At 67.7% G+C, this 1,537-nt stretch carries 2 protein-coding genes; both read left to right on the top strand.

Features of this window, described 5'->3' with window-relative positions:
* The first annotated feature begins 83 nt into the window (after positions 1-83).
* Positions 84-1,139 (top strand): IS1595 family transposase, encoded by a 1,056-nt coding sequence (locus DW123_RS09445; protein WP_199570362.1) that lies wholly within the window; start codon positions 84-86, stop codon positions 1,137-1,139.
* Positions 1,140-1,185: 46 nt separating this feature from the next.
* Complete coding sequence (locus DW123_RS09440; RefSeq protein WP_117744010.1) at positions 1,186-1,383, top strand: type II toxin-antitoxin system RelB/DinJ family antitoxin; 198 nt, start codon at positions 1,186-1,188, stop codon at positions 1,381-1,383.
* The last annotated feature ends 154 nt before the right edge of the window (positions 1,384-1,537 follow it).

Raw genomic sequence — 1,537 nt, 5'->3', positions numbered from 1 at the left:
GGCTCTGTTAGACCAGGATTGACATACATGTGTCCCCACGGTGCCATATCGTTGACCCCATAGACCGCGATGATGGGGGCAGCATGAACGCCGAAGACCTGGTCCTCAACTTCAAGAAGGGCATGGCGAACCTCAGCAAGACCGAGCGCCGCCGCGCGATCGAATCCGTCAGGGACGTGATCCGCGCGGCGGCGTTCGACGACGCGGCCGGCTCCGCCTACGAAGTCGAACGCTGCCCGCGCTGCGGGTCCGCCGCGGTCGTGAAGAAGGGCAAATCGAAGAACGGCGAGCAGCGCTACCTCTGCCGGGGCTGCGGCAGGACCTTCGGCATGGGCAGCGAGCGCATCCTGGGGACGAGCAAGCTCCCGAAGGAGACCTGGATGGCCTACGCCGAGTGCTTCGTGCTCATGCTGCCCCTGCGCGAATGCGCGAGGCGCTGCCGCGTCTGCCTCAAGACCGCCTACACCATGCGCCACAGGCTGATCGAGTGCCTCTCGGCCTACTCCCCCTCGTTCAGGGTCGAGCGGGGCTGCGGCTGCGAGCTCGACGAGACCTATTTCCCCGAGTCGTTCAAGGGCAACCACGCGAAGGGGTCGTTCACGATGCCGCGCCCCTCCCGGCACCGCGGCAAGCAGGTGCACAGACGCGGGCTGTCGCGCGAGCGGATCTGCGTCATGACCGGAGTGAACGACTCGAACGAGACGTTCCTCGAGGTCACGGGGCGGGGCGCCCTTTCGAGGGAGCGCGCCATGGACGCGCTGAGGGGCCGCATCGCGGCCGGCTCGGTCGTCGCGACCGACAGGGCGGCCGCCTACGTCGGCGTCCTCGCCGAGCTCGAGGTCGCCGCGCACGCGGCCTACGACCCCAAGGACCGCTCCGGGGGGACCATCAACCGGGTCAACACCGTCCACTCGCTCCTCGGCGCCTTCATGGAGCCGTTCAGGGGCGTGTCGACGAAGCACCTCGACGCCTACCTCGCCTGGTTCAGGTGGTGCCGGACCTTCATGGCGACCGATTCCGGCGCGGCCGGGCGCACGGTCGCGCGGCAGCTCGCGCACGGCGTCTGCAGGAGCCGCGTCCGCGGCATGTTCAACGTGGAGCCGCCCTACATGGACTACTGGGCCGCGCCCGCCGCATAGAGGCGGTAGAATGGTCGCACCGCGATACACGAGGAGGGGTGAGGCCATGCCGTCGAACATACCGGCCACGACGATCCGCATCGACCCGGAGGTCAAGAGGGAGGCCACGGCCATCCTGGACGAGCTCGGCCTGTCCATGTCCACCGCCGTCAACGCGTTCCTCAGGGCGCTCGTCCGAGAGGGCGGGATGCCGTTCGAGATGAGGGTCAAGACGCCGGCGCCCGACGAGGAGACGGCGAGTTAGCCGGCAGGTCGGCATGAAACGGCAGGGCCAGGCGAGCAACTCGTCCGGTCTCGGGCGCATCGCCCCTTGCCGGATTCAGATTCGACAAGGGGCGACCATTGTGCAATCGCAAGAAGATGACGGGGCGGAATGTCAATCCTGGTCTAACAGAGCC

It is taken from the genome of Collinsella sp. AM10-26 (genome assembly GCF_003472525.1).
Classification (GTDB): Bacteria; Actinomycetota; Coriobacteriia; order Coriobacteriales; family Coriobacteriaceae; genus Collinsella.
This window is presented reverse-complemented; position numbering and strand designations above follow the sequence as displayed.

Coding starts and splice junctions, on each gene's coding strand:
- DW123_RS09445 (WP_199570362.1), top strand. CDS start 84: ATGAACGCCGAAGACCTGGTCCTCAACTTCAAGAAGGGCATGGCGAAC.
- DW123_RS09440 (WP_117744010.1), top strand. CDS start 1,186: ATGCCGTCGAACATACCGGCCACGACGATCCGCATCGACCCGGAGGTC.